This is a genomic window from Brevundimonas vesicularis (assembly GCF_014204545.1).
GTDB lineage: Bacteria > Pseudomonadota > Alphaproteobacteria > Caulobacterales > Caulobacteraceae > Brevundimonas > Brevundimonas vesicularis_B.
Genome location: NZ_JACHLJ010000003.1, coordinates 390450 through 415396 on the forward strand (window position 1 = coordinate 390450; position 24947 = coordinate 415396).

A 24947-nucleotide genomic window follows, 5' to 3' on the forward strand; every position below is an offset into this window, starting at 1 on the left:
GACGCTTGGCCGCAACGTCGCGCGCGCGATTGGGGGCGCGCTTCGCCTTGCCTCGCCCTATATGAGCCCGTAATCACGCCAGACTAAGTGTTTGGCGCGCCCGTCGTTCGCTACAGGAATCTCCCCTTGAACATGCCGGTTCAGTTCCAGGTCGTCGTCTTCGCCTTCATCGCAGCCTTCGTGCTGTTCCAGCTCTACAATGTGCTGGGCAAGCGTGTGGGCCGTCAGCCGCAGGAAGACGCCAAGATCGCGCCGCCCGGCCCGACCCAGGCCGAGACGCCCAAAATCCCGGCGATCGACCCGGCGACCCTGGCCTCCATCGCCAGCCTGAAGGCGCGCGATCCGGCCTTCGATCCGGCCCGTTTCCTGGACGGGGCGCGTCAGGCCTATGAGACCATCGTTCGCGGCTACGCCGCCGGCGACCGGGCCGCGCTGAAGCCGTTGCTGAAGCCCAATGTCTTCGCCTCGTTCGAGACCGGAATCGCAGCGCGCGAGACGCGTGGCGAGACCGAGACGGTCGAGTTCCTGTATCCGCCCCGGGCCGATCTGGAGGGCGCGGTCGCCGAAGGCGACAAGGCCGTGGCCAAGGTGCGTTTCCTGGCCGAACTGCGCAGTCGGGTGACCAAGGCTTCTGGCGAAACGGCGGACGCGACGACGGGCGAGCCGCTGGTCGAGGAACGCCGCACGGCCGAACACTGGACCTTCGAACGCACCCTGGGCGCGACGGACCCGAACTGGGTCCTGGCGCGCGTCGAGCCGGCCAACGCCTGATGGCGGTTCGCGGCTGGTCGGGCGGACTGGCGACGCTGACGGCCGCCCTGGCTGCCGCCGCCTGTTCGACCGGGCCGATGACGCCGACGGGGACGACAGGGCCGCAGACGGGGCCGGTTCCCTATACGCCCTCGCCCAATCCGACCCCGCCTCCCGCGCCGTCCGACGCCCTGAGCCCCGCCGTGCTGCCGGGCTGGAGCCAGGAGGACCATCTGGCCGCCTTCCGGGCCTATGTGGACGGGTGCGGCGCGGCGCTTGACGAGGCCGCCCGCCGGGTCTGCGGACGCGCCAAGGCCATGGCGACGACAATGACGATCACGCCGTCGCAGGCGCGCGCCTTTTTCGAGGCCAGCTTCAGCGCGATCCCGGCTCGGACGCCGGACGGGCGACCGGGCCTGCTGACCTCCTACTTTGCGCCCGAATATCCGGCGCGGCGACGGCCGGACGCCGAGTTCTCGGCCCCCGTCCTGCCCAAGCCCGCCAATCCACGCGCCGCCGGCGACCGGGCCTATATCGAATCCGCCGCGCGGCCGGAGCAGGCCCTGGCCTGGATGCGGGCCGAGGACCTGTTCTTTCTGCAGATCCAGGGGTCGGGTTATCTGACGTTCGAGGACGGCACGCGGGGCCGCGCCGCCTATGCCGCCGACAACGGAAAGCCGTTCGTGGGCATCGCCCGACCGATGGCGCAGCAGGGGCTGCTGCCCCAGAACGGCACGTCCGGCGATGCGATCCGGGACTGGCTGGCCAGCCATAGGGGTTATGAGGCGCAGGCGGTGATGGCGCTGAACCCACGCTACATCTTCTTCCGGCTGGACCCCGACGATGACGGCCATCCGGCGGGGGCGGCGGGCGTGCCCCTGACCGAGCGGCGGGCGATCGCGGTCGACCCGGCCCACTGGCGCTATGGCGAACTGGTCTGGCTGGAGGCCGACGGCGGCAATCTGCGCGGCGCCACGGCTAGCTATCGCGGTCTGGCCATGGCGCTGGACACGGGATCGGCCATTCGCGGACCGGTGCGCGCCGACCTTTATATGGGGCGCGGTGACCGCGCGGGGGCCGAGGCCGGGACGGTGCGCCATCCGTTGCGGATGTGGCGGCTGGTCCCGAGGGGTTAGGCCCCCTGCCCGGCTAGGCCAGGTCTTCGATCTCGTCTTCGGTCAGTTCGCCGGGGACGATGGTGACGGGCAGTTTGCGGCCGCCGATCTGCGCGCCCTGTTTGATGATGGCCGAGACCAGCGGGCCGGGGCCGCGCGAGCTGGTTCCGGCGGCCAGGACGAGGATCTTGATCTCAGGATCGGCGGCGACGACCTTCTTGATCGCGGCCTGGGCCTCGCCCTTTTCGATCAGGAAGACCGGCGCGGCGCCAGAGCGGGTCTGCGCCTCCTCGCCCAGGCGGTTCAGCAGGATTTCCGCCTCCTGGCGCTGCTGGCGTTCGATTTCCTCGCGCACGCCCGACCAGTGGGCGTCGCTGTCGGTCCGCAGGACGCGCAGCATGACCACGCGCCCGCCCGTCGATTTCGCCCGGCGCGAGGCGAACCGCAGGGCGGCCTCGAACTCCGGACTGTCGTCGACGACGACGAGGAACTTTCTCGGCATTGCGGCCTCCCCAGCCTGATCAGCGGCTGAAGAGGCCGTGAGACGACGGCTTCGTCAAGCGAAGACCCGCTGCTCAGCCATTCACCGCCGCCGTCGCCAGATCGCGGATCGTGGCGTTGGCGATGGTCAGTTTGGCGAAGGTCCAGCCCGAGCCAGACTGTTCGATCTCGTCCACCGAAGCGCGCACGCCCTCGACCGTCGCCTGTTTGGAGCCGATCCAGGCGTCCACGGCGGCCTCAGCCGCGTCCTCGCTGACGCCGACCGACGGATCGGAGGCGCGGGCGACGGCGCGGGTCAGGGCCGCCTGCTCGTTCATCAGATCCTCGATCAGACGACGGACGGCGAGACGATCGAAATGATCCGCAGACGGAATAGAGCCGGCGGCGGCCCGCAGACGGTCGAAGTCGAAGGCGGCGCCGACCTGGTGATACAGGCGCGCCATGGCCGCGACTGGCCAGTTCGCCTCCTGCGCCAAGTCCCCAATGTCGGAGGCGGCGACGAGGGGGCGCATGATGGCGATGCTGCGGGTCAGATCCTCTGGCGCGCCGTGGTTGGCGAAGCGTTTGACGCGCGCATCCAGACGCCCCTGTTCGAAGCGCGACAGGACCGGCGCGCCCTCGGCCTGCAAGGCGTCGGCGATCGGACGATAGCGATCGATCAGGGCCTGGACCGACAGACCGCCCTTGGCGCGGCGGGCCAGCCAGAAGGTCTGACGACGCAGGACGACGGCGATCTCTTGATAAAGGGCGATCTGGGCCTCGGCCGAGATCTTAAGGTCCAGGGCCGAAACGGCGTCCCAGGCCTCGTCCAGACGGAAGACGCGGCGCGCGGCCTCGAAGGCGATGATCAGGGCGGTGGTGTCGCATTCCGCCGAGCCTCGCAGGCGGTCGGGGAAGGTCGGGCCGCACATGTTCACGACTTCGTTGGCCATGACGGTGGCGATGATCTCGCGCCGCAGACGGTGGCTCTTCATCTCCGGTTCGAACCGAGCCAGGGCCTCGGGGAAGTAGCGGACCAGGATCTGTTCGAAGAAGGGATCCTCGGGCGCCTGCGAGGCGACGATATCGTCCGACAGCTCCAGCTTGGCGTAGGCCATCAGGACGGCCAGCTCCGGCCGGGCCAGCGGGATGCCCGCCGTCATCAGCTCCTTGACGCGGGCGTCGTTGGGCAGGCCCTCGACCTTGCGGTCCAGCTTTCCGCGCGCCGAGAGGGTCTGCATGAACCGCTGCTGGGCGTCCAGGGCGCCGACGCCTTCGGCCTGTTGCAGGGTCAGGGCCAGGGTCTGGTCGTAGTTGTGGGCCAGCACCTTGAGGCCGACCTCGTCGGTCATGGAGGCCAGAAGCGGCGTGCGCTCCTCGGCCGGCAGGACGCCGTTGGTCACGGCCGAGCCGACCAGGATCTTGATGTTGACCTCGTGATCGGAAGTGTCGACCCCGGCGGAGTTGTCGATGGCGTCGGTATTGATCCGGCCGCCGGCCTGGCCGAAGGCGATGCGTCCCGCCTGAGTGAAGCCGAGGTTTGCGCCCTCGCCCACCACCTTGACCCGCAGTTCGTCGGCGTTGATTCGCAAGGCGTCGGTGCCCTTGTCCCCGACCTGGGCGTCGGTTTCGGCCGCCGATTTCACATAGGTGCCGATGCCGCCCAGATAGAGCAGTTCGACCGGCGCTTTCAGGATGGCGCGTATCAGGCTGACCGGGTCCAGCTCGTCCTCGGCGATGTCCAGGGCCGCCTTGATCTGCGGCGTCAGCTGGATCGACTTGGCCGAGCGCGAGAAGACGCCGCCGCCCTCCGAGATCAGGGCCTTGTCATAGTCCTGCCAGGACGAGCGCGGCAGGTCGAACAGACGCCTGCGTTCGGTCCAGCTGGTCACATGATCCGGGTTCGGATCAATGAAGATATCGCGGTGATCGAAGGCGGCGACCAGGCGCGTCGCCTTGGACAGAAGGACGCCGTTGCCGAAGACGTCGCCGGACATGTCGCCGACGCCGACCATGGTGAAGGGCTGGGTCTGGATGTCCTTGCCCATTTCGCGGAAGTGGCGCTTGACCGCCTCCCAGGCGCCGCGCGCGGTGATGCCCATGGCCTTGTGGTCATAGCCGATGGAGCCGCCCGAGGCGAAGGCGTCGCCCAGCCAGAAGCCGTAGGCGGCCGAGACGCCGTTGGCGATGTCGGAGAAGGTCGCCGTGCCCTTGTCGGCGGCCACGACCAGATAGGGGTCGTCGCCTTCCCAGGCGATGACATTGGCCGGATGGGTCACCGAACCGTCGGCGGCGATATTGTCGGTGATGTCCAGAAGGCCGGACAGGAAGGTGCGATAGGCGCGGATGGCTTCGCCCTGAATGGCCTCGCGGTCCGTCGTGCGGGGCAGCTGCTTGGGATAGAAGCCGCCCTTGGAGCCGACCGGCACGATGACCGCGTTCTTGACCTGCTGCGCCTTGACCAGGCCCAACACCTCGGTGCGGAAATCGTCGCGACGGTCCGACCAGCGCAGGCCGCCGCGCGCGACGGGACCAAAGCGCAGGTGCACGCCCTCGACGTGCGGCGCCCATACGAAGATCTCGCGATAGGGTTTGGGCAGCGGCAGATCGTCCAGCTCGCGCGACGCGATCTTGATCGAGATGTGCGGCTTGGGCTGACCGTCGGCGTCCAGCTGGAAATAGTTGGTGCGCTTGATCGCGCCGATCAGGGCGGCGATGCGGCGCAGGGCCCGGTCGTGATCCAGGCTCTTCACGTCCTGCAGCAGGGTGACGATCTTGGCGTCCAGCTCGGCGACGGCCGGCGCGCGGTCGTCGGCCGAGCCGCCCAAAGAAACGTCGGAGTGAGGCGCGAACTTGGCCTTGAACAGCGACAGCAGGGCGCGCGCCACGTCGGGGTATTCGCGCAGGGCCTCTTCCTGCACCGTCTGGGAGGGGTCGAGACCTGTCTGCTGGCGATAGTGGGCCAGGGTGCGGATCAGGGCGGCGTCGCGCCATTCCACGCCCAGTTCGATCACCAGGCGGTTGAAGCCGTCGCTTTCATTGCGGCCGGTCCAGACGGCGGCGAAAGCGTCCTCGAACGGGCCCTTCACGTCGTCAAAGACCAGCGCCTCGCCGCGCGGATCCTCCATCAGGAACTCGTGGACGTGGATCTCCTCCTCGCCCATCGGGCGGATCGGATAGCCGTATTCCTCCAGCGTCTTCAGACCCATATCGGCCAGGATCGGCAGGACGTCGGACAGGGGAACGGCGGGGCCGCGGCGGTAAAGCTTGAAGCGGAACTGCAGGCGGCTGTCGTCCGGCGTGCGGAAGGCGCGCACGGCGACGGCCTTGCCCTCGCCAGGCAGACCCGTCTCGTTCAACCGGTTCACGTATTGCAGGTCGGTCGCGGCCTCGTCGGCGTCATAGCGATCGCGATAGGCGGCGCCGAAGGCGCGGGCCCATTGGGCGCTTAGCGGCCCGACGGCGACTTCCTCGACGCCCGAGCGGCGCAGGGCGGCTTCGAAACGGTCGACCCAGCCGCGACCGGCCTCGGCGACGTCGGCTTCCAGCTGGGCGGCGTCCGGGATCGGGTGGGCGCCGGGCTCGACGCCGATGATGTAGTGGATGCGCACCAGGGGCGCGTCGGACAGCTCCGGATACCAGGCCGAAATGCGGCCGCCCCAGGCGCGGGCGATGATCTGGCCGATGCGTTCGCGCACGGCGGAATCGAACTTCTCGCGCGGGATGAAGCACAGGACCGAGACGAAGCGGTCGAACGGATCCTGGCGCGAGAACAGACGGATGCGCGGCCGGTCGTAGAGGTGAAGGATGCCCAGGGCGATGGACAGCAGCTCGTCCTCGCTGACCTGGAACAGCTCGTCGCGCGGATAATTCTCAAGGATGTTCTTGAGGCGTTTCTCATTGTGGCTGCCGGGCGCCTTGTCGGCGCGGGCCAGGGCGTTGGCCACCTTGCGACGCAGCAGCGGCACCTCGGTCGCCAGATGGTCGTAGGCTTCCGACGTGAACAGGCCGACAAAACGGGTCTCGCCGATCGCCTTGCCGTCCGGGCCGTAACGCTTGACCCCGACATAATCCATATAGGCGCGGCGGTGGACGCGCGAGCGGGCGTTGGCCTTGGCCACCGTCACCGGTTCGCTGAGATCCAGCTGGCGGCGCATCTGTCGCGTCAGGACGGCGGGTTCCGAGGCGCGACGTAGCACGGTGCGCTCGGGATCGGCCAGAATGCCCAGGCCGTCGGTGGACAGGCCCAGCGGCGCCTCGGCCTCATAGTCGCCGTCGGCGTTCAGCGGATAGTCGTAGTCGCGCGCGCCCAGGAAGACGAAATGGTCGCTCTTCAGCCATTTCAGGAAGGCGATGTTCTCGGCCAGGACGGCGGGATCGACCGAGGGCGGGGTCTCTTCCAGACGCTGTACGGCCTGGCGCATCAGGGACGTCATGGCGTCGTGATCGGCGACGGCCGCGTGAACGTCCGACAGGCTCTGGGCCAGGCCTTCGCCCAAGGCGTCGCGACGCTCCTGCGGCACGCTGTCGATGACCAGCATGATGATCGACAGACGACGGCCGTCCAGCTCGACCACCGGGTGAAACAGAGCGCGCACGGACACGCCGGCGTCGGCCAGGGCGCCCATGACGCTGTCGACCAGGAAGGGGGCGTCGGACTGGACGATGCGCACCAGATCGTAATCCAGCACCTTGTCAGACGCGCCGTGCAGCGGGCCGACGGTGATGGCGGGGGCGGTTGCGTCGGTCGGATAGGCCTTGGCGGCGGTCCAGGAGGCGGCGAGCAGGGCGGCCAGATCCTCGCCGCTCAGCTCTGGCGTCTCATCGGCGGAATAGTCTTCGTGCGCCTGGGTCAGATAAGTCTGTTCGACTGCGCCGGGCCCGGTCCCCACGATCTTGGCGAAGGCCGCCTCCAGCGCGGCCTTGGTGATCGGCTGAACGGGTTGGCGCAGATCGTGGGCGGTCATGGACGAGCAGTCTCGAACGACGCGGCAGGGCCGCAAGGGATGCGGCGCGACGGGGCGCCACCCCCGCTGACTAGGCCAGGTCCGGTCGCTCGGGAAGCCCCTGGCGACCGTTCATTGTAATGATCAGTGATCAGGTTGGAATTATTGTGCAGCGCCACAAAGCAGAAAGCCGCCGGACTGGGGGAGTCCGGCGGCCTGCGCGAGCGGCGCCTGGAGGGGAGGGGGGGGCGCCGGCTTCGCTTCGCTGCGGTTCGGAGGGGGAGTGTCCCGCAGCGTCGAAATCGAAAATGGGAAGCCGCCTGCGCCGTTCAAGAGCGCATCGGGCGGAATCTTTCGCGACATTTTGGCGCCTCTGGTTGGCGCCGACGAAGACGTCGGCGAATGCGGGCGACAACGGATTCCGATGCTATGCGTTAGGAAGGGTCAACGGTGAAGCTGGAGCACCCGATTACATGCGTCGCTTTTTGATGGGTTCGATCGTGTCGGCCGTGGTCGGCCTGCTGCTCGCCGGCGCCGGATACTGGGCCTATTGGAACTTCTATTCGCGGTTCCAGCCGGTCACGATCAGCCGCAATCAGGCCGAAGTGCAGCAACTGCTGGACGAGGCGTCCTGGGTGTCGGACGGCAGCGGGGGGCAGGCCCTGTATATCGTCACCTATCGCGACAGCGCCTCGGCCCTGCGTTACGCACGCGACGAAGCGCCCAAGCTGAAGGCGGCGGGGATCGAGACGCGCTACATCCTGTTCGCTCGCCCAGATCTGGAGGGCGCAGCGCAATCGACGGCGGCGGAGCGGGCGACGGTCGCCGAACTGTGGCTGACGCGTGACTGGCCGCTTTATCAACGCTGGATGGCGACGCCGGCGAACAGCTGGACCGCCGCCGGCGTGCCGCAGGCGGACGGTAATCTGGCGCGCACCGCCGTGGTGGAGGCCGGCCGTCGCTTCAACGAACGGCTGAGCCAGCTGCTCAAGGAGTCCGGCGTCGACATCAGCTATCCGCTGATCCTGTGGCGTGACAAGCAAGGCTTTCTGAAGGCCTGCGGCTGCTCGGACCGGCAGGCCTGGGCCTTCATCCGCGACGATGTCGGCGCGCCCGACCGGTTGGGCCAGCCCGACGCGGGACCAATCGCGCCCGAAGAAGCGGCGCCGGCGCAGGACGCTCGCCCCTCGGCCATGCCCTATCCGGATTTGCCGGCTATTCCGCCAGTCGATGCGCCGGCTGCGGGGACGACGCCGGCGCCGCCCTCGCCTCAAGCCCGCCCGGCGACCCCGCCCGCATCAAACCGTCCGACGACGCCGCCGCGCACGGCCCCGGCGCCCAGCAAGCAGGACGACGCGACCTTCTATTGATCAAAGCGTTCGGCAGGCCGCGATCAGACGATCGACGTCCTCGGCGTCCTGATACAGGCCGAAGCCGAAACGGATCACATCGTCGCGCACGTCGGTGACGATGTTGGCCGTCCGCAGACCGGCGCACCAGGCCTGGGCGTCGGGATGACGCAAGGCGAGGAAACGGGCGCGCGGCGCGGCGCCTTCGACCGGATTGAGGATTTCGGCCTGCGACAGCACTCCGGCCTGTCCGGCCTGAACGGCCTGCTGAAACTTGCTCGCCAGATCGCGCGCATGGGCGGCGATGCCGGCGGTGTCGAGCCCCTGCTGATCCAGCAGTCGGCGCACGGCGTTGAAGCGATACAGCGGAGTGCAGTCGAAGGTGGCGCCCCAGAAACGACCGCCGTCGCTGCGATACTGAACGCCGCCGGGCGGACCCGACAGGTCCCCGAACTCCGCGAACCAGCCGGTGACGACAGGACGCGGGCAGAAGCCGGGCGGGGCATGCAGGAAGCAGACGCCCTCGCCCGACATGGCGTATTTATAGCCGCCAGAGACATAGAAGACCCGGTCCGCCACCGCCGACAGGTTGGTCGGGGTCGCCATGAAGCCGTGATAACCGTCGATCAGCACCCAAGGCCCTTCGGGTCTCGCCAGGGCGGCGAGCTCCTCGACCCGTTCGAACAGGCCCCCGGTGCGGAAGAAGACTTGGCTGACCACGATCCAGTCGTAACCGCCCTTGGACGCCTCGGCGACGAAGCGATCGGAGAAGGTGTCGAAGGGCGCCAGCGGAACGCGCGTGACCACCGCCGCCCCGACCTCTTCCCACCGTTCGGCCTGACGACGAAAGGAGTGGAACTCGCCGTCGGTCGCAAGAATACGGACCGGCTTGGTCTCCACGCCCGAAAACAGACGCAGCAAGAAGTCGTGGGTGTTGGACGAAAAGACGATGCTGTCGGGCGAGGGCAGGCCCAACTCGGCCGCAACATGAGCCTGGGCCTCGGGGATCACCTGACCGAAGACGAGGTCCCACTTGTGATCGGCATGAAGATTGGCGTCGAGCCAGGTCTGCTGCTGCGCCTCGAAACTGGCGTCGGGCCATAGGTGATGGCTGTGCGCGGCGAAATGCAGCCGACCGGGCGCCGCTGACAGGGCGTGGGAGAAGAGGGACTTGTAGGTCATCCCTCTTCTTTAGGACATCTCACCCAGCGCTCAAGCAGCGAGCCGCCGCGCGTAGCGCGCCTCTTAAACGAGCGCCCCGTGGCAGTGTTTGAACTTGCGCCCCGAGCCGCAGGGGCAGGGGGAGTTGCGGCCGGTCATTTCCCAGCCGGGCGGCAGGGCCTCGATCGGCAGTTTGGAGCGGTCGTCGCCGATCAGCGTGCCTTCGGGGTTCTGGGCCGACGGATTGGCCATCTCGTTCTCGCCGGTGCCGGGGTTCAGGTGGATTTCCTGGAACTCGGGCAGTTCGGGCGGCGCCTGGAAGCGGAACTCGACCGTCATCAGCCAGCGGGTCACGTTGTGGCGCAGGTCGTAGAGGAGGTTCTCGAACAGCGAGAAGGCTTCGGTCTTGTATTCGTTCAGTGGGTCGCGCTGGCCATAGCCGCGCAGGCCGATGACGCCGCGCAGGTGGTCCAGATGGACCAGGTGCTCGCGCCACTGCATGTCGATCATCTGCAGCATAAACTGCTTTTCCAGACCGCGCGTCTGGTCGGCGCCGATCTGTTCCAGGCGTTCGGCGGCGCGGGCGTCGGCGGCGGCCAGCAGCCGCTCCTCGATCTCTTCGTTCGACACGCCTTCCTCTGCGGCCCAGTCGTGCAGCGGCAGCTCCAAGCCCAGGGTCGAGCGGACCTTTTCGTCCAGGCCGTCGATGTCCCACTGCTCGGCATAGGCCTTGGGCGGCATGTAGCGTTCGACCAGATCGGACACGACGTCGCGGCGGAAGTCGCCGACCAGTTCGGACAGATCCTCGGAGTCCATGAACTCCTGACGCTGCTCGAACACGGCCTTGCGCTGGTCGTTCACGACGTCGTCGTATTTCAGCAGGTTCTTGCGGATGTCGTAGTTGCGGGTCTCGACGCGCTTCTGGGCCGTCTCGATGGCGCGGTTCAGCCAGGGGTGGGTGATGGCCTCGCCCTCCGCCACGCCGAAGGTCTTCATGATCGAATCGAGGCGGTCGCCGGCGAAGATGCGCAGCAGGTCGTCCTCGCACGACAGATAGAATTTCGAGGTGCCGGGGTCGCCCTGACGGCCGGTACGGCCGCGCAGCTGGTTGTCGATGCGGCGGCTCTCGTGACGCTCTGTGCCCAGAACGAACAGTCCGCCCGCCTCCAGCGCGATCTTCTTCTGGACGGCGATCTCGGCCTTGAACTCGGCCTCCTTGGCCGCTTCCATTTCCGGGGTGACCTCGACGGCCATGTTGCGCTGTTCCAGCAGCCACTTCTGCATCTTCATCTCGAGGTTGCCCCCGAGCTGAATGTCGGTGCCGCGGCCGGCCATGTTGGTGGCGATGGTCACCACGCCCGGCAGGCCGGCGTCGGCGACGATGTAGGCTTCTTGCTCGTGCTGGCGCGCGTTCAGGACGCTGTGCGGAATGCCGCGCAGCTTGGTCTCGTAGGTGATGTCATAGGCGGCGTCGCCGATCTTCTCGGCTTCCTTGGCCTTGCCCGCATATTCCGGCTTCAGCGCGCGCGAGGTCTCGACCTTGTATTCGAAGCGGCTCAGCAGATCCGACAGCTGTTCAGAACGCTCGATCGACACGGTGCCGACCAGGATCGGTTGACCGGCGAGGTGGCATTCGGCGATCTGGCGCGCGATGGCCTGGTTCTTCTCGGCGTGGGTCCGATAGACCTCGTCGTCATAGTCCTTGCGCTGGATCGGGCGGTTGGTCGGCACCTCCAGCACGTCCATCTTGTAGATGTCGCCGAATTCCTGGGCCTCGGTCGCGGCCGTGCCGGTCATGCCCGACAGCTTTTCGTACAGGCGGAAGTAGTTCTGGATCGTCACCGAGGCCAGGGTCTGGTTTTCGGGCTGGATCTTGACGTCTTCCTTGGCCTCAATGGCCTGGTGGAGGCCTTCGGACAGGCGGCGGCCGGTCATCATGCGGCCGGTGAATTCGTCGATCAGGACGATCTCGCCGCCCTTGATGATATAGTCCTTGTCGCGCTGATACAGGGTGTTGGCGCGCAGGGCCTGGTTGGCGTGGTGAACCAGGCTGATGTTGGCGGCGTCGTAAAGGCCGGTGGTGTCGGCCGCGAAGTGACCGCCGGCCTCCAGGGCCTCTTCCATCCGCTCGGAGCCCAGCTCGGTCAGCAGGACCTGCTTCTGCTTCTCGTCGAGCTCGAAGGTCTCCTTGTCCTTGATCAGCTCCTTGATCAGGCCGTCGAGGATTTTATAGAGATCCGAACGGTCCTCGGTCGGGCCGGAGATGATCAGAGGCGTGCGCGCCTCGTCGATCAGGATGGAGTCGACCTCGTCGACGATGGCGAAGTTGTGCGGACGCTGCACCATCTCGCGCCGATCATAGACCAGGTTGTCGCGCAGATAGTCGAAGCCGAATTCGTTGTTGGTGCCGTAGGTGACGTCGGCGTTGTAGGCCTGCTGGCGCTGACCCTGGCTGAGGCCGTTGACGATGACGCCGACCTCAAGACCCAGGAAGCGATAGACCTTGCCCATCGTCTCGGCGTCGCGGCGGGCCAGGTAGTCGTTGACGGTGATGACGTGCACGCCCTTGCCGGGCAGGGCGTTCAGATAGACCGGCGCCACGGCGACCAGGGTCTTGCCTTCGCCGGTCCGCATCTCGGCGATGCCGCCTTCATGCAGGATCATGCCGCCGGCCAGCTGGACGTCATACTGACGCTGGCCCAGCACGCGCTTGGAGGCTTCGCGCACGACGGCGAAAGCTTCGGGCAGGATCTTGTCCAGGGTCTCGCCGTTCGCCAGCCGATCGCGGAAGGCGTCGGTCATCATCCGCAGTTCGTCATCGGACAGGGCGGCGAACTTGGGCTCCAGCGCATTGATGCGCTGGGCGTGGTCCTGGAAGGCCTTGACCTTGCGGTCGTTGGAAGAGCCGAAAAGTTTCTTGGCGAAGCCGAGCATATTGGATCCGGTAAGCGGTCGAGCGTCTGCGAGCTGAGCGGCTCTGAAATCCCGTGAGGGGCGGCGATACGGACGCCGTGACAGAGGCCCTGACCGACCGCAGCCCCGGAGCGCCGCATCAGGCGCGCGCGAAGGGCCGCGCAGACGATCAAAACCCCTCGACTTGGGCGCAGGCGGGACTTAAGCACCGGCCTAACCCCTGTCAACGCGAGGGGCTTTCGGCCGCCTTCGACGGAGCGCCCCCTTGACCCCATTCCGGCGATCTTCACATCTTCTGACAGCGGCGGTGCTGACGGCGGCGCTTTCGACCGCCGCCTGTTCGCGCGGCGGCGACAACCGGCCGCCCGAACAGGGGGACCAGGCCGTTGCCACGGTCCAGGACGAGACCATCTGGGCCTCGGACGTGAAGCGCGAGGCGGTGGCGCAAGGTTTGATTGGCGAGGATGAGGCGCTGGACACGACGTCGGATCTCTTCCGCCGGGTGCTGGACGAGGTGATCGACCAAAAGCTGCTGGCCGGAGAGGCGCAGCGGCGGCGGCTGGACTCCTCGCCCCTGGCGCAGCGGCGTCTGGAAGCGACGCGCGAACGCATCCTGGGCGACATGCTGGTCGAGAGCGTGGTCAACAAGGCCGTCTCGGACCAGGCGGTGCAGACCCTGTATAATGAGCAGCTGCGGCTGGCGAAGACCTCGGAAGAGATCCGCGTGCGGCTGATCCTGTCGCGCACCAAGCCCGAGGCGGACGCCGTAATCGGCATTCTGGGCCAGGGCGCCGGCTTCGAAGCGGTGGCGGCGGAGCGGTCGATCGACGAGGCGACGCGGTTTTCCGGCGGCGATCTGGGCTATTCGACGCTGGACGTAATGCCCCAGGCCTATGCCGACGCCCTGCGTGACAAGCCGGCCGGATCGACCGTGGGGCCGTTCCAGACCGAGGGCGGCCAGACTCCCGCAGGATGGGCCGTTCTGAGGGTCGAGGACCGGCGCAAGGAAAATCCGCCGACGCTGGAACAGGCCCGACCGCAGATCGTGCGCTATCTGACCTATGAGGGTGTGCGGCAGTTGCTGGAACAATTGCGCGGCAAGGCCAAGGTCGATGTCCGCCTGCCCGCCCAGACGCCGCCCGCATCGCCTGCTCCTTCCGTTCCTCCGGGCGCCTGACATGACCAAGCCTCCCTCCACGACCGGCCAGAAGATCGAGCATGCGTTCGAAAAGGCGCTGGACCCGTTCGCCACGGCCCTGAAGCGCGCCACCCGCACGCCGGGATCGGATGCGGCCCCGGCCGCCGCGCCTGCGCCGGCCGCCGGCAAGCCGGGTCTGGCCATCTCGCCCCTGGCCGTGCCGTTCCCGACCATTCCGCCGATCGGCGGGGTCGAGATCGCGACCGCGCGCGCCGGCTTCTACAAGCATGAGCGCGACGATCTGGTGGTGTTCCGGTTCGCGCGGGGGACCAGCTGCGCCGGGGTCTTCACCCGCCACAAGATCGGCTCGGCGCCCGTGGACTGGTGCAAGAAGCATCTGGCCGGGGCCGAGGGCGGCAAGGATGTGCGCGCCCTGGTGATCAACGCCGGATGCGCCAACGCCTTCACCGGCAAGGCCGGCGCGGACGCCGCGCGGCGCACGGCCTCGGAGGTCGCCAAACGGTTTGGCTGTCGCCAGCGCGACGTCATGCTGGCCTCGACAGGGGTGATCGGGGTGGTGCTGGACGACAAGAAGATCGTCGCCAAACTGCCAGAGATCGAGAACGGGCTGGAGGCGGACGCCTGGGCCCGGGCCGGTCGCGGCATCATGACCACCGACACCTTCCCCAAGGGCTCCTACGCCGAGGCCGAGATCGAAGGCTACAAGGTCCGGATCGCCGGCATCGCCAAGGGATCGGGCATGATCGCGCCGGACATGGCGACCATGCTAGCCTTCATCGTCACTGATGCGGACATCCATCCGAACGTGCTGCAGGCGCTGCTGGGCCTGCACGTGCGCACCACCTTCAACAGCGTGACGGTGGACGGCGACACCTCGACCAACGACACGGCCCTGCTGTTCGCCACCGGAACCTCGGGCGCGCCGCGCATCGGGCGGGTCGGCGATCGCCGGCTGAAGAGCTTCTCGGCCGCCTTGGACAAGGTGATGCTGGACCTGGCGCACCAGCTGGTGCGCGATGGCGAGGGCGCGACCAAGTTCGTCAAGGTGACGGTGGACGGCGCCGCCAGCCCCGCCTCAGCCCGCAAGCTGGCCAAGTCCATCGCCGACAGCCCCCTGGTCAAGACCGCCATCGCCGGTCAGGACGCCAACTGGGGCCGGGTCGTCATGGCGGTGGGCAAGACCGAGGAACCGGTCGATCGCGACCGCCTGGCCATCAAGTTCGGCCCGCACCAGGCCGCCATCGACGGCGCCCCGTCCCCGACCTACGATGAGGCCAAGATGACCGCCTATATGAAGAACCCGGAGATCGACATCACCGTCGACGTGGGTTCGGGCCGGGCGTCGGCGACCGTGTGGACCTGCGATCTGACCAAGGGCTACATCGAGATCAACGGCGACTATCGCTCGTGACCGACACGGCGCTTCCCACCGTCCTGGTTGTCGCCGTCGCCCTGATCGACGTGGATGGACGTGTCCTGATCGCCAAACGTCCCGAGGGCAAGAAGCTGGCCGGCCTGTGGGAGTTTCCGGGCGGCAAGGTCGAGCCCGGAGAGCGGCCTGAACAGGCGCTGATCCGCGAGCTGAAGGAAGAGCTGGGCATCGACGTCAGCGAAAACTGTCTGTCGCCGTTCGTTTTCGCCAGTCACGCTTACGATTCGTTTCACCTGTTGATGCCATTGTATCTGTGCCGACGGTGGGACGGCGTGGTCACGGCGCGTGAACACGACGGCCTGGCCTGGGTGAAGCCGAGCAAGCTTTCGGACTATCCCATGCCGCCGGCGGACGAACCTCTGGTCGCCTGGTTGCGCGACCTGCTCTGACCACCGCCGACCAGGGAGGCCGGCCATGCGACGTCTTATCGGCCGGTTCCTGCGCAATGAGAGCGGGGCCACAGCCATTGAATACGGCCTGCTCTGCGCCCTGATCTTCCTGGCGATCGTGACCTCGATCAGCGCCTTGGCGAACAGCCAGAACGGCGGCTTGGCCGCGACGGTGAACAAGCTGAGCGCCGCCATACAGGCCGCGATCAGCTAGTCCGGCTCTTCGCCTGTCATTTCCTTGACGCCCAGCGCATCGGCCAGCCGCGTCTTGGCCGAGCCGCGCGGAAGGGGCTTCTGCTGGCTGTCGTGGGGCTTCCAGCCGGCCAGATGGATGATCTCGAACGTCGCCGGGATGCGGCCGTCGTCGAGACCGTAGCGCTCGGCATAGAGGGCGGCGGCGCGCGCGACGATGCGACGGCTTAAGGGTCGAACAGGTCCGTGCAGCACATTGGTCTCGCCCATGGCGCGCAGGTCGCGGATCAGGGCGAAGAGATCGGTGTAGCGGACGGTGAAGCGGTCCACGTCCGACACCGGCAGGGCGAACCCGGCGCGCTGCAACAGGGCCGCCCCGTCATAGCCGTCAGCGAAGGGCGAAACCCGCGCCTGGGCGCCGCCGCGCTCCTCCAGTTCGACCTCGGTCAGGACGGCGCGAAGCTCTTTCAGCGTGCCCGCGCCGAACAGCGTGCCGATGAACAGGCCGTCCGGTTTCAACGCGCGCCGGATCTGAGCCAACGCGCCAGGCAGGTCGTTGGCCCAGTGAAGGGTCAGAAGGGAGACGATCAGGTCGGTCGAGGCGTCGGCCAGCGGCAGCGCGTCCGCACCCGGCGCCGCACGCTGAGCCAGGGAGACGGGCGTCTGGACGGGACCGACGCGTCCGGCGGCGTCGCTGGACCGAACCGCCGCATCGAACACGCCTGGATGAGCGGATAGATCGTCCGCAACGGGAAAATCGCGCAGTATGGCTTCCAGGCTCTCGGCGGCGTTGGCGGCGGCGCGGGCGTGCAGGAAGTCGGCCTGGGGGAACCGGGAGGCGGACCGCGCCAGCCGCGCCTGACGTCGCACGGCGTCGAAGATGCGCGGGGGGCCGTCGGAAGGGGATTGGGGGGCGGTCATGGACGTACAGGATGGGGGCTGGCGACGCGCCTGGGAAGGGGCGGGCCGTCACTTGCGCGGCGCGGGGCGGGGACTGGCCGACCTGATCCTGCCGCCGATGGCGCACGACAGCCGTGAGGCGACGGCTGCGGCCGGCCTGACGCCCGACGCCTGGAGCCGGATCAGATTTCTGGAGGCGCCGGTCTGCGACGGCTGCGGAGCGGCCTTCGAATTTGACGGCGGCGCCTTCGCCGAGGATCGCTGCGCCGCCTGTATCGCCAAGCCCTACGCCTTCGAGAGGGCGCGCGCGGCATGCCTGTATGACGAAGCGTCGCGCGGCCTGATCCTGAGGTTCAAGCACGGGGACCAGCAACAGTTCGCGCCCCTGTTCGCGCGCTGGATCGCACGCGCCGCCGCCGATCTGGTCCAAGGCGCGGACGTGATCCTGCCCGTGCCGCTGCATCGGTTTCGCCTGTTGTCGCGGCGCTTCAATCAGGCCGCCGAAATCGCCCGGCCGCTGGCCCGGCACGCCGGCCGCGACTATTTGCCCGACGCCCTGGTCCGCAAGACCCACACGACCAGCCAGGGCGGCAAGAGCCAGCGCGGACGGCGGCTGAACGTCAAGAAGGCCTTCGCCGTGACCGAGGCGGGCCGGCGTCGGATCCGGGGACGACGCATCCTTCTGATTGACGATGTGTTGACCACGGGCGCGACCGGAGAGGCCTGCGCGCGCGCCCTGATCGACGCCGGAGCGCGCGCCGTGGATCTCGCCGTCATCGCGCGGGTGCGAAACGCCCGTGAACTTATTATGTAGGCCCTAGCGCTCGCCATGCGGCGGCTCGCTGCTTGAGGGCGCCTTTATTTCTGGAGATCTGATTTTGGCCGACGTCGTTATCTACACCAAGCCTGGCTGTCCTTATTGCTTCAGCGCCATGTCGCTGCTGAAGAAGAAGGGCGTGGACTATACCGAGATCGTCGCGTCCAACGATCCCGACAAGAAGACCGAGATGGTCGAGAAGTCGGGCGGTCGCATGACCTTCCCGCAGATCTTCATCGACGGCCAGCACGTCGGCGGTTCCGACGACATCCACGCGCTGGATCGCGACGGCAAGCTGGACGGACTTCTGGCCGCCTGATCCATGAGCAGCGGGCTCGACATCGCCCTGATTCAGACGCGCACGCCGGCGACGGCGCGCGAGGCGCTGGTCCATGTCGAGCCCCTGATCCGCGAGGCGGCGTCGGGCGGGGCGAAGTTCGTCCTGACGCCTGAAGGGACCAATGTCCTGGAGCAACGCCGCGACCGGCGAGCGGCGGCGGTCACCACCGAGGACGAGGACGTCGCCGTGCTGGGCCTGCGTCGTCTGGCGGCGGAACTGGGCGTCTGGCTGCTGATCGGTTCAGCTATCGTCCGGTCAGGTCAGGCGGGAGACGGCCGCGCCGCCAATCGGTCGCTGCTGATCGATGCGTCGGGCGGGATCGTGGCCCGATACGACAAGCTGCATGTCTTTGACGTGAACCTGCCCAATGGCGAGACCTATCGCGAGAGCGCGACGGTGCGGCCCGGCGACGGGGCGGCGGTTGCGGATACGCCCTGGGGTCGGCTGGGTCTGACCATCTGCTACGACATCCGCTTTCCCTATCTGCATCGCCAGCTGGCCAAGGCCGGGGCGTCGATGATCGCCGTGCCGGCCGCCTTCACCGCCCCGACCGGGGAGGCGCATTGGGAAACCCTGTTGCGCGCCCGCGCCATCGAGACGGGGGCCTTCGTTTTGGCGCCGGCGCAGGGCGGACTGCACGAGGACGGTCGCCGCACCTGGGGGCGATCCACCGTCGTCGGCCCGTGGGGCGAGATCATCGCCAAGGCGGATCACGACGAGCCTTGCATCGTGCATGCGAAACTGGACATGGAGGCCGTGGCAAGGGCGCGCGCCGCCGTGCCCAGCCTGACCCACGATCGCGATTTCCTGCCCGCTGTTTGACGCCCCATGATCCGCTACGCCTTGAAATGCGACCAGGCCCACGCCTTCGAAGCCTGGTTTGGCTCCTCGACCGACTATGACGATCAGGCGGCGCGGGGGCTGGTGGAATGCCCGTTCTGCGGATCGCACGCGGTCGAAAAGGCGATCATGGCCCCGGCCGTCAGCGGCGCCCGCAAGGCCGATCCCGCCTCTGACGTCGCCGCCAAGATGCAGACGATGATGATGGCCGCCGCCCGCGAGGTTCGCGCCCATGTCGAGGCCAACTTCGACTATGTCGGCGACACCTTCGCCCGCGAGGCGCGCGACATCCACGAGGGTCGGTCCGAGAAGCGCGAAATCTATGGCGAGGCCACGCCCGCCGAGGTCAAGAAGCTGAAGGACGACGGGGTGCCGGTCTCAGCCCTGCCGGCTGCGCCCGTCGATCCGGCCAAGGTGAACTGATGACCCTGCAATGGCGGCCCATGAGGCCGAAGGACATCGATGCGGTGGTGGAGGTGGCGCGGCTGTCGTTTCCCGACCATTTCGAGGATCGCGCCTGCTTCCAGAACCGTCTGGCGCTTTATCCGCGCGGCTGTTTCGTGCTGGAGGGGGGCGACGGCGCCGCGCGGGGCTATCTGATCGCCTATCCGTGGAAGGCCGAGAGCGCGCCGCCGCTGAATACGGTGATCGAAGGCCTGCCGGCCGAGCCGGACCTGATCTATCTGCACGATCTGGCCCTGCATCCCGAGGCGCGGGGCGGCGGCGTGACCGGCGCCATCGTCGAGCGATTGGCCGAACAGGCGACGGAAGACGGCTGGCCCGCCATCGCCCTGGTCGCCGTCAATGACGCCGTCGGCTTCTGGTCGCGACACGGTTTCGTCGAACAACCCGCCGAGGCCATGGCGGCCAAGCTGGCCAGCTACGGCGCAGACGCCCGCTATATGCTGCGACCGCTCTAGCGCCGATTGAGCGCGGTCTGGCCGCCCGCACGCACGAAATGCATACGTTGAGGACGGGGCAGGGCGACATAGGCCCGGCGTCTCATTTCACGCTCGCAGACGCTGGCGTCGCCAAGGCTGTCGGGCGTCAGGACCGCGCGATGGACCGCGCACCAGTCGCGGCTGGCGGTGCGGATGCGGCCGGCCAGGATCATGGCCTCGCCCGGTCGAGCCATGTTCAGCCCCTCGGCGTGCACATGCATGTCCGGCGCCTCGCCCGCGGCCAGGGCGGAGGCAAGCGCGGCGGCGATCATCAAACCCATCGTCATCTCCCATCGGAATGGGCCTGCGTCAGGCCCGTCGTGGGAAAGAGGCGTCCGTCTGCGGCGTCGGATGCGGCGTCAGGGATGAAATATCGGTAAGGCGGCGATCAGCGCGGCGAACGCCCGCTCTGGTCTTTCTGTCCACATGCCTGTAAGAGGCGCGCGCCTCCCGCATGCCTTTTCATGACCAGCGGCCGCCCGTATGCCGGCCGCGCCTTTTCGCGATACTCAAATGAACCTGCGCAACGTCGCCATCATCGCCCACGTTGACCACGGCAAAACGACCCTGGTTGACCAACTGCTCGCCCAATCCGGCGTGTTCCGAGCCAATGAGGCGACGACCGAACGCGCCATGGACTCCAACGACCAGGAAAAAGAGCGCGGCATCACCATCCTGGCCAAGTGCACCTCGGTGCTCTGGAACGGCAAGGCGGGCGAAACCCGCATCAACATCATCGACACCCCCGGCCACGCCGACTTCGGCGGCGAGGTCGAGCGCATCCTGGGCATGGTGGACGGCTGCGTCATCCTGGTCGACGCCGAAGAGGGCGTCATGCCCCAGACCAAGTTCGTGCTGACCAAGGCGCTGAAGATGGGCCTGCGACCGATCCTGTGCATCAACAAGGTCGACCGCGCCCACGCCGATCCGGACCGCGTCCACAACGAAACCTTCGACCTGTTCGCCGCCATCGGCGCGACGGACGAGCAGCTGGACTTCCCGCACATCTACGCCTCGGGCCGCAACGGCTGGGCGACGCTGGACCTGAACCAGCCCAACGACAATCTGGCCCCGCTGTTCGACCTGATCGTCGATCACGTCCCGCCGCCCGCCGTCCAGGCCAACCGCGACAAGCCCTTCCGCATGCTGGACGTGCTGATCGAAAGCGATCCGTTCCTGGGTCGTCTGCTGACCGGCCGCATCGAAAGCGGCAAGGCCGTTCCCGGCATGGCGATCCACGCCTTGGACCGTGAAGGCAAGGAAATCGAACGCGGCCGCATCACTAAGGTGCTGGCGTTCCGCGGCTTGAAGCGTCAGGCCCTGGACGAGGGTTCGGAAGCGGGCGACATCGTCGCCATCGCCGGCATGTCCAAGGCGACCGTGGCCGACACCCTGTGCGCCATGGAGGTCACCGAGCCTCTGCCCGCCCAGCCGATCGATCCGCCCACCATCTCCATGACCGTCTCGGTCAACGACAGCCCCCTGGCCGGTCGCGAAGGCGACAAAGTCCAGTCGCGCGTCATCCGTGACCGCCTGCTGAAGGAGGCCGAGGCCAACGTGGCCATCCGCGTGACCACGACCGAAGGCGGCGACGCCTATGAAGTCGCCGGCCGTGGCGAACTGCAGCTGGGCGTTCTGATCGAAAACATGCGCCGCGAAGGCTTCGAGGTTTCGATCTCGCGTCCGCGCGTGGTGTTCCAGACCGGCGAGAACGGCGAGAAACTGGAGCCGATCGAAGACGTCATGATCGACGTCGACGACGAGTTCTCGGGCATCGTCATCGAGAAGCTGTCGGCCCGTAAGGCCGAAATGACCGACATGGGCCCGTCGGGCGCCGGCAAGACCCGCATCAGCCTGAAGGCGCCGTCGCGTTCGCTGATCGGCTATCAGGGCGAGTTCCTGACCGACACGCGCGGTTCGGGCGTGCTGAACCGCGTGTTCAGCCACTATGAGCCGCACAAGGGCGCGATCGCCGGTCGTCTGAAGGGCGTTCTGATCTCGAACTCTGACGGTGAAACCGCCGCCTTCGCCCTGTGGAACCTGGAAGACCGCGGCATCATGTTCGTCGGCGCCGGCGAGAAGACCTATCAGGGCATGATCATCGGCGAGAACGCGCGCTGGGACGACCTGGACGTCAACCCGATCAAGGGCAAGCAGCTGACCAACGTCCGCGCCTCCGGCAAGGACGAGGCCGTTCGCCTGACCCCGCCGCGCCAGATGTCGCTGGAACAGGCCATCGCCTATATCGACGACGATGAGCTGGTCGAGGTGACGCCCAAGTCCATCCGCCTGCGCAAGCAGACGCTGAACCCGTCGTTCCGCAAGAAGCGCGTTCGCCCGGAGTAGTCAGCAATCCCTGACTGACGTGCGGTGGGATGCGGCCTATAGACGGCTGACATGAACGCCTCGCCCAGTCTGGATGACCGCCTTGACGAGGCCGCCCGCGCGGAAGACCCGCGCGCGGCGGTCTCTGTCGTTTTGCGCGAGACCTATGACGCCGCCCGCGCCCGGGTCGAGCGCAAGCTGGACGGCGGCATGAAGGGTCGCGACGTGGCGCGTCTGTACGCCGCGGCCGCCGACGAGATGCTGGCCGGCCTGTGGCGGGTGGCGACCCAGACGTTGTGGCCAACCTCGCCGGTCGAGGCCGAGCGGCTGGCCCTTGTCGCGGTCGGGGGCTACGGCCGGGGCGTGCTGGCGCCCCATTCCGATCTGGACCTGCTGTTCCTGAGGTCGTCGAAGGCGACGCCGCGCGGCGAGCAGGTGATCCAGTTCGTGCTCTATGTGCTTTGGGACCTGGGGGCCAAGGTCGGGTCGGCGGTGCGCTCGGTCGAGGAATGTCTGAGCCTGTCGCGAACCGACATGACGGTGCGGACGACCCTGCTGGAGGCGCGTCCGCTGGCGGGGGACGAGGCGCTGGCCCAGCTGATGATCGGCCGGTTTCGCGACATGGTGTCGAAATCCGATCCCCGCCCCTTCATCGCCGCCAAGCTGGAGGAGCGGGCCGCCCGGCACGAGAAGGCCGGCTCGACCCGCTACAAGGTCGAACCCAACGTCAAGGACGGCAAAGGGGGCTTGCGCGACCTGAACACCCTGTACTGGATCGCCCGGTCCCTGGCGCCCGAAAGCCGGCTGGGCGCGACGGTGATGGACGAACTGTTCACCCCGCGCGAGCGCCGCACGTCGGACGAGGCGTTCGACTTCCTGTGGCGGGTCCGCATTCATCTGCATCTGATCGCGGGCCGGGCCGAAGAGAAGCTGACGTTCGACATGCAGCCCGAGGTGGCCCGGCGCATGGGCTGGCGTGGGCGCGGCGACGAACCGGCGGTCGAGCGGTTCATGCGGCGATACTTTCTGGTGGCCCGCGACGTCGGCGCCCTGACCCGCGCCATGTCGGCCAAGCTGGAGGCGCGCCACCAGAAGACGGCGCATGGCCTGTCGCGTCTGATGGCGCCGTTCCGGCCCGCCCCCCGGCGCAAGCTGGACGTCGAGGGGTTCTGGATCGATCAGGGGCGTCTGTCGGTCGAGGGGCCGGAGGTGTTCGCCGCCGCTCCGGTCAAGCTGCTGACCCTGTTCGTCTGCGCCGACAAGCACGACCTGGACCTGCATCCCGACGCCTTTTCGGCGGTGACGCGCTCTCTGTCGCTGGTGACGCCCCGACTGAGGCGCGATCCGGCGGCGACGCGGGCGTTCTTGGACGTTCTGGCGCACGGGCAGCGGCCCTATCGCGTCCTGACCATCATGAACGAGACGGGCCTGCTGGGGCGATTCCTGCCCGAATGGGGGCGGATCGTCGGCCAGACCCAGTTCAACATGTACCACGCCTATACGGTCGACGAGCACACGCTTCAGGCCATCGGCATCATCAACGACATCGCGCGCGGCAAGCTGAAGACCGACCACCCGATGGCCAGCGAGATCGTGCATCTGATCTCGGACATGGAAGCCCTGATGCTGGGCATGCTGCTGCACGACGTGGGCAAAGGCGGCGAGCGGGGGCAGTTGGAGGACGGCGCCATCGCCGCGCGCCGGGCGTGCGAGCGGCTGGGCGTCGATCCGCGTCGGATCGAACTGGTCGTCTGGCTTGTGCGCAGCCATCTGGCGCTGTCCGACTATGCCCAGAAGCGCGACCTGTCGGACCCGGCGACCATCCGCGCCTTCGCCGAACTGGTCGGCGATCCCGAGCGACTGCGAATGCTGCTGGTCCTGACCGTCGCCGATATCCGGGCCGTGGGGCCGGGGGTGTGGAACGGCTGGAAGGGTCAGCTGATGCGCACCCTCTACAACCAGGTCGCCGCCCTGTTCCGGGGCGAGGACGTGACGCGCGAGGATCCGCTGGCGGCGCATCCCGCCCTGGTCCAGCGGGCGCGCGAGACGGGCGCGGCGGCCGAAGCGGCCCCGACCGCTCCGGTGCAGGGGCTGGCGGTCCAGACCACCGAAATCTCCATCGCCGCCGCCGACCGGCCGGGCCTGTTCGCCGATCTGGCCCAGACCATGGCCGCGCTTGGGGCCGACGTGACCGACGCCCGCGTGGCGACCGAGGACGGCGTCGTTCTGGACGTGTTTCGTGTTCAGGACGGAGCGGGCCTGCCCTATGGCCAGGCCGAGCCGCGTCGCCTGAAGGCTTTGGTCGAGGCCCTGGAAAAGGCCGCGCGGGGCGAGGGCCGCATCGGCCAGGCCCCCGATCCGACCGGCAATGCGCGCAAGGCCGCCTTCGAGGTGCGGCCCGTGGTCATGGTTGATCACCACGCCAGCGAGACGGCGACGGTGGTCGAGGTCTCGGGCGCCGACCGGCCCGGCCTGCTGGCGGCCCTCTCGCGCGTGTTCAACGACGAGGGGCTGAACATCCGTTCGGCCCATGTCGCCAGCTATGGCGAACGGGCGGTGGACAGTTTCTACGTCGTGGATCGCAAGGGTCGGAAGATCACCTCGGAACAGCGGATCGCCGAACTGCGCACCGCGCTTGAGGCTGTGCTGGACAGCCGCGCGCCCGCGCCCGCCGGACGCAAGGTCGCCTCGGCCCGCGCCAGCGCGCGCGACGTCTCTGACCTGGGCCGCCGCAGCCCGCGCGCAAAGCCCGTATCGCCCGGCGAACAAGCGCGCTAAGCGACAGGATCAGATGTCCGCTCATCCCCGCGAAAGCGGGGACCCAGGTCTTTGGGCGATCAGGCCTTTCCAGTTGGCGATATGCCAATCCCGGACAGGTCAGTGCGCCCCGAAAGCACT

The 24947-nt window shown here is 67.8% G+C and carries 20 protein-coding genes; 14 read left to right on the forward strand and 6 right to left on the reverse strand.

Annotated features, from left to right (window positions below; all coding sequences use genetic code 11):
- The first annotated feature begins 132 nt into the window (after positions 1-132).
- Together timA and HNP47_RS13685 are read left to right on the forward strand one after the other, a co-directional pair.
- Positions 133-771, forward strand: a complete 639-nt coding sequence (gene timA / locus HNP47_RS13680; RefSeq protein ID WP_184280030.1) for a TIM44-related membrane protein TimA — start codon at positions 133-135, stop codon at positions 769-771.
- Complete coding sequence (locus HNP47_RS13685; protein WP_184279952.1) at positions 771-1886, forward strand: MltA domain-containing protein; 1116 nt, start codon at positions 771-773, stop codon at positions 1884-1886. The genes timA and HNP47_RS13685 overlap by 1 nt, the downstream gene beginning before the upstream one ends.
- A gap of 13 nt (positions 1887-1899) precedes the next feature.
- Here HNP47_RS13685 and HNP47_RS13690 read toward each other — a convergent pair whose 3' ends face one another.
- Both HNP47_RS13690 and HNP47_RS13695 read right to left on the reverse strand, forming a co-directional pair.
- On the reverse strand, positions 1900-2367 hold the full coding sequence (locus HNP47_RS13690; RefSeq protein WP_184279953.1) for a universal stress protein: 468 nt from the start codon (positions 2365-2367) through the stop codon (positions 1900-1902).
- Positions 2368-2440: 73 nt separating this feature from the next.
- On the reverse strand, positions 2441-7312 hold the full coding sequence (locus HNP47_RS13695; RefSeq protein ID WP_184279954.1) for an NAD-glutamate dehydrogenase: 4872 nt from the start codon (positions 7310-7312) through the stop codon (positions 2441-2443).
- A 452-nt stretch (positions 7313-7764) separates the two neighbouring features.
- Here HNP47_RS13695 and HNP47_RS13700 point away from each other — a divergent pair, with 452 nt between their 5' ends.
- Positions 7765-8661 (forward strand): hypothetical protein, encoded by an 897-nt coding sequence (locus HNP47_RS13700; RefSeq protein WP_184279955.1) that lies wholly within the window; start codon positions 7765-7767, stop codon positions 8659-8661.
- Here the strand turns inward: HNP47_RS13700 and HNP47_RS13705 are convergent, their stop codons facing one another.
- Together HNP47_RS13705 and secA are read right to left on the reverse strand one after the other, a co-directional pair.
- On the reverse strand, positions 8662-9822 hold the full coding sequence (locus tag HNP47_RS13705; protein ID WP_184279956.1) for an aminotransferase class V-fold PLP-dependent enzyme: 1161 nt from the start codon (positions 9820-9822) through the stop codon (positions 8662-8664).
- Between the two features lie 63 nt (positions 9823-9885).
- A complete protein-coding gene (secA, locus tag HNP47_RS13710; protein ID WP_184279957.1) occupies positions 9886-12735 on the reverse strand; it encodes a preprotein translocase subunit SecA in 2850 nt (949 codons plus the stop codon).
- 244 nt (positions 12736-12979) lie between these two features.
- Between secA and HNP47_RS13715 the strand changes: the two genes are divergently transcribed.
- From HNP47_RS13715 to HNP47_RS13730, 4 genes are read left to right on the forward strand one after another with little or no spacing between them, the layout of a single operon-like run.
- Positions 12980-13891, forward strand: a complete 912-nt coding sequence (locus HNP47_RS13715; RefSeq protein WP_260394861.1) for a peptidyl-prolyl cis-trans isomerase — start codon at positions 12980-12982, stop codon at positions 13889-13891.
- Position 13892: 1 nt separating this feature from the next.
- Positions 13893-15284 carry a bifunctional glutamate N-acetyltransferase/amino-acid acetyltransferase ArgJ gene (gene argJ, locus HNP47_RS13720; protein ID WP_184279958.1) on the forward strand — a complete coding sequence of 464 codons (1392 nt, stop codon included), beginning with the start codon at positions 13893-13895 and terminating at the stop codon, positions 15282-15284.
- Positions 15281-15694: a (deoxy)nucleoside triphosphate pyrophosphohydrolase gene (locus HNP47_RS13725; RefSeq protein WP_045810978.1), complete on the forward strand. Its 414-nt coding sequence runs from the start codon at positions 15281-15283 to the stop codon at positions 15692-15694. The genes argJ and HNP47_RS13725 overlap by 4 nt, the downstream gene beginning before the upstream one ends.
- Positions 15695-15719: 25 nt before the next feature.
- On the forward strand, positions 15720-15908 hold the full coding sequence (locus tag HNP47_RS13730; protein WP_039246696.1) for a Flp family type IVb pilin: 189 nt from the start codon (positions 15720-15722) through the stop codon (positions 15906-15908).
- Here HNP47_RS13730 and HNP47_RS13735 read toward each other — a convergent pair.
- Positions 15905-16807, reverse strand: a complete 903-nt coding sequence (locus HNP47_RS13735) for a methyltransferase domain-containing protein (protein ID WP_184279959.1) — start codon at positions 16805-16807, stop codon at positions 15905-15907. The two genes, HNP47_RS13730 and HNP47_RS13735, sit on opposite strands and share 4 nt — an antisense overlap.
- On the opposite strand from HNP47_RS13735, the gene HNP47_RS13740 reads away from it, so the two are divergent.
- The 5 genes from HNP47_RS13740 to HNP47_RS13760 all read left to right on the forward strand — a co-directional run bounded on the left by HNP47_RS13740 (position 16806) and on the right by HNP47_RS13760 (position 19703).
- Positions 16806-17600: a ComF family protein gene (locus tag HNP47_RS13740; RefSeq protein ID WP_184279960.1), complete on the forward strand. Its 795-nt coding sequence runs from the start codon at positions 16806-16808 to the stop codon at positions 17598-17600. The genes HNP47_RS13735 and HNP47_RS13740 overlap by 2 nt on opposite strands.
- A 64-nt stretch (positions 17601-17664) precedes the next feature.
- Positions 17665-17922, forward strand: a complete 258-nt coding sequence (grxC, locus tag HNP47_RS13745) for a glutaredoxin 3 (RefSeq protein ID WP_184279961.1) — start codon at positions 17665-17667, stop codon at positions 17920-17922.
- Between the two features lie 3 nt (positions 17923-17925).
- Positions 17926-18765, forward strand: a complete 840-nt coding sequence (locus HNP47_RS13750) for a carbon-nitrogen hydrolase family protein (protein ID WP_184279962.1) — start codon at positions 17926-17928, stop codon at positions 18763-18765.
- A 6-nt stretch (positions 18766-18771) separates the two neighbouring features.
- Complete coding sequence (locus HNP47_RS13755; protein WP_184279963.1) at positions 18772-19206, forward strand: DUF1178 family protein; 435 nt, start codon at positions 18772-18774, stop codon at positions 19204-19206.
- A complete protein-coding gene (locus HNP47_RS13760) occupies positions 19206-19703 on the forward strand; it encodes a GNAT family N-acetyltransferase (protein ID WP_184279964.1) in 498 nt (165 codons plus the stop codon). Before HNP47_RS13755 ends, HNP47_RS13760 begins: the two co-directional genes overlap by 1 nt.
- Here HNP47_RS13760 and HNP47_RS13765 read toward each other — a convergent pair.
- Positions 19700-20005 carry a UrcA family protein gene (locus tag HNP47_RS13765; RefSeq protein WP_184279965.1) on the reverse strand — a complete coding sequence of 102 codons (306 nt, stop codon included), beginning with the start codon at positions 20003-20005 and terminating at the stop codon, positions 19700-19702. The genes HNP47_RS13760 and HNP47_RS13765 overlap by 4 nt on opposite strands.
- Before the next feature lie 232 nt (positions 20006-20237).
- Between HNP47_RS13765 and typA the strand changes: the two genes are divergently transcribed.
- On the forward strand, positions 20238-22070 hold the full coding sequence (typA, locus tag HNP47_RS13770) for a translational GTPase TypA (protein WP_184279966.1): 1833 nt from the start codon (positions 20238-20240) through the stop codon (positions 22068-22070).
- Between the two features lie 51 nt (positions 22071-22121).
- Entirely contained in the window at positions 22122-24827 is a 2706-nt protein-coding gene (glnD, locus tag HNP47_RS13775; RefSeq protein WP_184279967.1) for a [protein-PII] uridylyltransferase, read from the forward strand.
- Positions 24828-24947: the final 120 nt, after the last annotated feature.